General features: G+C 72.3%; 5 protein-coding genes. 2 read left to right on the forward strand and 3 right to left on the reverse strand.

The annotated features are described in order from the left end of the window. Together FUT87_RS08140 and FUT87_RS08145 are read left to right on the forward strand one after the other, a co-directional pair. On the forward strand, positions 1 to 295 hold a 295-nt coding region (locus tag FUT87_RS08140; RefSeq protein WP_222617085.1), incomplete at its 5' end, for a hypothetical protein. Between the two features lie 157 nt (positions 296 to 452). Continuing rightward, positions 453 to 2,240: a retroviral-like aspartic protease family protein gene (locus FUT87_RS08145; RefSeq protein ID WP_147240702.1), complete on the forward strand. Its 1,788-nt coding sequence runs from the start codon at positions 453 to 455 to the stop codon at positions 2,238 to 2,240. Here FUT87_RS08145 and FUT87_RS08150 read toward each other — a convergent pair. From FUT87_RS08150 to FUT87_RS08160, 3 genes are all read right to left on the reverse strand, one after another. Then, a complete protein-coding gene (locus FUT87_RS08150; RefSeq protein ID WP_147240703.1) occupies positions 2,224 to 2,793 on the reverse strand; it encodes a hypothetical protein in 570 nt (189 codons plus the stop codon). The two genes, FUT87_RS08145 and FUT87_RS08150, sit on opposite strands and share 17 nt — an antisense overlap. A gap of 9 nt (positions 2,794 to 2,802) precedes the next feature. Continuing rightward, entirely contained in the window at positions 2,803 to 3,252 is a 450-nt protein-coding gene (locus FUT87_RS08155) for a DUF1203 domain-containing protein (protein ID WP_222617087.1), read from the reverse strand. A gap of 207 nt (positions 3,253 to 3,459) precedes the next feature. Further along, on the reverse strand, positions 3,460 to 4,606 hold a 1,147-nt coding region (locus FUT87_RS08160; RefSeq protein WP_404935374.1), incomplete at its 5' end, for a GH36-type glycosyl hydrolase domain-containing protein.

The raw sequence follows: 4,606 nt of genomic DNA on the forward strand, positions 1-4,606 counted from the left end.
CGAGGCGCGCGAGACCGGCCTGCCGCACGAGCGCGCCGGCGTGGCCGCGCCGATGGCCTCGGTGGCGTGGTGGATCGCGCGCTCGACCTACTGCCCGCCGCAGGACGGCGGCCAGGTGCGCGAGGCGGTGCGGGAACTGCTCGCGATCCCCGGCAGCGGTTTCCGCGCAGGCCCGGACACCGACACGCTGGGCCCGTCGCTGCGCAACGGCTGTCACTTCACGACCGACGGCGCGGCGCGCGCGGCGGCGATGTGGGCCGAGGTGCTGGCGCCGGCCGCCCGGGCCGCGCCTTGACGGGTCGATGACGACGGCCTGAAGCCCGCTTCACGACGGCGGTTCTCCTCGAGGACGATCCCCCCTCGGAGGGGCGTGGCGGTGCCCGGATTGCGCGTATCGTCGCGCCTTCGACGGGCGGCCGACCGCCCGCGGGAACTTCCTTGGGGAGGAACGATTGAACGCTCGTCATGTCGCGCCGCTGCTGGCGCCGTTGCTGGCGCTGGTCCTGGGCACCGCCGCCGCCGCGCCGGACAAGTGCCAGATCGAGATGATGACCATCCCGGTGCGGCTGGTTGAATCGCGGCCGGTGGCCACGGTCAAGCTCAATGGCGTGCCGGTGCCCTTGCTGGTGGACAGCGGCGCGTTCTACAGCTTCCTCAGCGAGGCCAGTGCCCGCCAGCTCAACCTGAGGCTGAAGCCAGCGCCCGACGGCCTGCGCGTCTACGGCATCACCGGCGCGGTGCAGGCGCTGAAGATCACGACGGTCCAGAGCGTCGTGCTGGAGCAGGCGGAGCTCAAGGGCGTGGAGTTCCTCGTCGGCGGCAACGAGATCAACGCCGGGATCATGGGCGTGCTGGGTCGCAACTTCCTGTCGGTGGCGGACACCGAGTACGACCTGGCCCATGGCGTGGTGCGGCTGGTGTTCCCCAAGGGCGATTGCGAGAAGACCTCGCTGGCTTACTGGGCCGGCGACGCGCCGGTGATCGAGGCGCCCTTGATCTCGTACGCACGCAACGACCGCGCGGTGCGCGTGCCGGTGCTGATCAACGGCGAGAAGGTGCGGGCGCTGATGGACACCGGCGCACCGTCGACCGCGCTGATGATCGGCGCGGCGCGCAAGGCCGGCATCGCCGAGGCCGACTTGAAACCGGCGGGCCGCAGCGGCGGGGCGGGCGCAGAGTTCGCGCGCGAATGGACGGCGCGCGTCGACCGCTTCGAGCTCGGCGGCGAGAAGGTGAGCAACAACCAGATGCGGGTGACCGACGCCAGCGACAACGAGTACGGCATGCTGCTCGGACTCGACTATTTCCTGTCCCACCGCGTCTACGTGTCGCGGCTGCAGGGCAAGGTCTACGCGACCTGGAACGGCGGGCCGGTCTTCGCCAAGGACGCGGCGAAGACCGGCGACTATGACCAGCGCTACGCGGCCAAGGCGGAGGCGATCGCGGCGGACGATGCGGACGGCTTCGCGCGCCGCGGCAACGCTGCGCTCGTGGCTGGCGATCCCGCGCGGGCGCTGGAGGACCTGGACCGCGCGATCGCCGGCCGCGCCGACCTGGCGCTCGCCGCCCTGCGCGCCACCGCGCCGGAGCTGTCCGTGGAGCCCTTCCTGTCGGATGTCTTCTTCCTGGTCTGCCGGCGCGACCATCCGCTGGCACGACGCCGGAGGCCGTCGCTGGCCGAGCTCAACGGTCAGCCGCTCATTGGCCTGGCGCGGCACAGCAGCGTTCGGCAGGCGCTGGACGCGGCGCTGCCGCCGGGCGCGAACCTGCGGGCGGCGATGGCGCAGATGCATGCCCGGCGCGACGAGGCGCCGCAGGCGCTCAAGCAGTTCGATCTGTGGATCCGGACCCACCCGCGCGACCTGCAGCTGGCCTCGATGCATGGCGAGCGCTGCTGGATGCGCACGCGGATGAACCTGGAGATCGAGCAGGCGGTCGACGACTGCAAGGAGGCGGTGGACCTGGATGACCAGGAGGCGACCTATCACTCCTTCCTCGGCTGGGCGCGGCTGCGCCAGGGCGAGGCCGCGGCCGCGCGCAAGGCCTTCGATCGTGCGATCGCGCTCAAGCCGCTGGCCTGGGCGCACTACGGGCGCGGCGTGGCGCTGACCCGGCTCAACGAGCCGGACAAGGCGCGTCAGGACTTCGAGGCCGCGCGCCGGATCGCGCCGGCGATCGACGAGCGCGTGCGCAGGGCCGGGTTCGAAGCGCTGGCCGTCGCGCTCAAGCGCCCGGAGTGACGCGCCGGCGGCGCATGGCATCGAGCGCGCGCTGGAACTCCGGCGCGCGGTGCGGTTCATTGCGCATGGCGCGCAGCAACACTTCGTCGGCCTGTTCGGGCCGACCATGGGTGCGCAGGATGCTCGCCTTCTCGAGGGGATCGAGTGCGTCGGGATCGAAGGGAATCCGGCCGGTCCACAGCTGCCGAATTCGAACGAACACGCCGATGCCGCCGATCGCGACCGGGATCGCCAGCAGGACACGCCCGGCCGGCCCGAGCGGCACTGCCACGAGGAAGCCGGCCATGGCCGCGAGGAAAGTGAGCGACGCGATGGCGCCCACGACCAGGCGCCATCGTTCGGGCATGCGGGGGAAGGCGATCAACGGCGCGATCGCCATCAGGGCCAGGCCGAAGGCGGTGACGGACCAGTGATGGGGCGTCGCGAACACGCTTCGGGCGCGGCCGGGGCGTGGCACGTGATGCACCACGTCGAGCGAGAGAAGGACGATGAACAGGCCCAGGCCCAGGAAGACCAGGCTGAGCCAGCGGGGCATGCGGCGGCGGCGGGACATGGGGCCGGACTATGGCATGGCCGTCCCCGTCGACCCGGCGACACGCTCCACGCGCGCCGCATAGCAGCCGCGCCTGGCGAAGTGCACCTGCAGGTAGGTCACCGACGGAGGCGCGAAGAGCCGTTCGATGAGCGCCTCGATTTGGTCGCCCTCGACGAGGTCGGCGTCGACCATCATCCCGGCGGCGTCGAAGGCGCGGACCGAGAGCATGCGGCCGCGCAAGGCGCTCGGCACCTCGTTGACGCGGTCGAAGCGCTCGCCGCCGTTCTCGCGCACGTAGATCGCATGCGTGCCGCGGTACGGCGAGTCGACCTCCAGGTAGACGTGGTTGAGCAGCAGCACCGTCTCGCCCGGTGCGGCATCGTCGAGCGTGATGCGGTCCGGCGCGGAGCGCGGGCTGTCGATGCGCACGCGCAGCGCGCCGAGCTCACGCAGGTGCTCGTCGGTCATCGTGAACATCGGGCGGAATGGGGCAGGGTCGAGACCCAGGATGCGGAAGTCCATGTGAGCGCGGCGCGTGGGCCGTCGGAGTGGTTGAGGCGCCCACGATAGGCAGGGGCGCCCCGGCGGTCGCGCCGTTTCCGGACATGGAATTGCCGCCGGTGCCAGCCGGCATCGACTGCGGCCGAGTGCTCATCCAGCGCTCATCGAGCGCTTATCGAGCCCTCATGGCGCGGTCGCGTCCTGCCCGGCCGCCTCGGGCAGCGGGACCGTCTCCGGCACGCTGACCACCACCAGCGCCTGTTCCGGCGACAAGGTCGCCAGGTCGATCGACTCGCCCGCGTGTTCCCGGCGCGCGCCGGCCTCGCGGGTGAGCGCGGCGCGGCAGGCGGTCTCGTTGGCGCAGACGATCACCCGCAGCCAGCGGTCCTGGTGGCGGATGCGCACCTCGACCTGGTCCCAGTGCACCGGCAGGCAGGCCCGCACCCGCAGTCGGCCCTGCTCGATGACGACGCCGCAGATCGACTCCAGCGAGGCCCGCAGCAGCCAGCCCGCCGAGCCGCTGTACCAGCTCCACCCGCCGCGCCCGACCCAGGGCGGCTGCGAGTAGATGTCGCCGGCCATCACGTAGGGCTCGATCGCGTAGATCGGTCCCAGCCGCGGATCGGCCCAGCGGTGCGCGGGGCTGAGCCCGGTGTAGACCTGCCACATCGTGTCGCGCTGTCCCAGCCGCGCCAACGCCATCAGCGCCCAGACCGCCGCGTGGTTGTACTGGCCGCCGTTCTCGCGCACGCCCGGCGCGTAGGACTGGATGTAGCCGGCGCTCGGCTGCGCCCGCGCCAGCGGCGGATGCAGCAGCCGCGCCAGCTTCGCCACCGGGTCGAGCAGCTGCGCGCAGGCGCTGGCCATCGCCTGCCGTGCATGCGCCGGATCGGCCGCCGCGGTCAGCACCGCCCAGCTCTGCGCGATCAGGTCGATCCTGCACTCGGCGTTCTCGGCCGAGCCCAGCGGCGAGCCGTCGTCGAAGAAGCCGCGCCGGTACCAGCGGCGTTCCCAGCCGGGCCCGTCGAGCGCCGCCACCCAGCCGTCGCGCGCCGCCTTCCAGCGCGCGGCGCGCTCCTGCTCGCCGCGCGCGGTCGCGATCGGCGCGAAGTCCTCGATCACCTGCGCCAGGAACCAGGCCATCCAGACCGATTCGCCCCGGCCCTCATGGCCGACGCGGTTCATCCCGTCGTTCCAGTCGCCGGTGCCGAACAGCGGCAACCCGTGCGGCCCGCTGTCCAGGCTGCGGTCGATCGCACGCGCGGCATGCTCGTAGACCGAGGCCATCGGCCCGTCGGTGCGCGGGCTCTCGTAGATGTCCTCCGCGCCC

The organism is Mitsuaria sp. TWR114, assembly GCF_007997345.1.

Coding starts and splice junctions, on each gene's coding strand:
- FUT87_RS08150 (WP_147240703.1), bottom strand. CDS start 2,793: ATGTCCCGCCGCCGCCGCATGCCCCGCTGGCTCAGCCTGGTCTTCCTG.
- FUT87_RS08155 (WP_222617087.1), bottom strand. CDS start 3,252: ATGTTCACGATGACCGACGAGCACCTGCGTGAGCTCGGCGCGCTGCGC.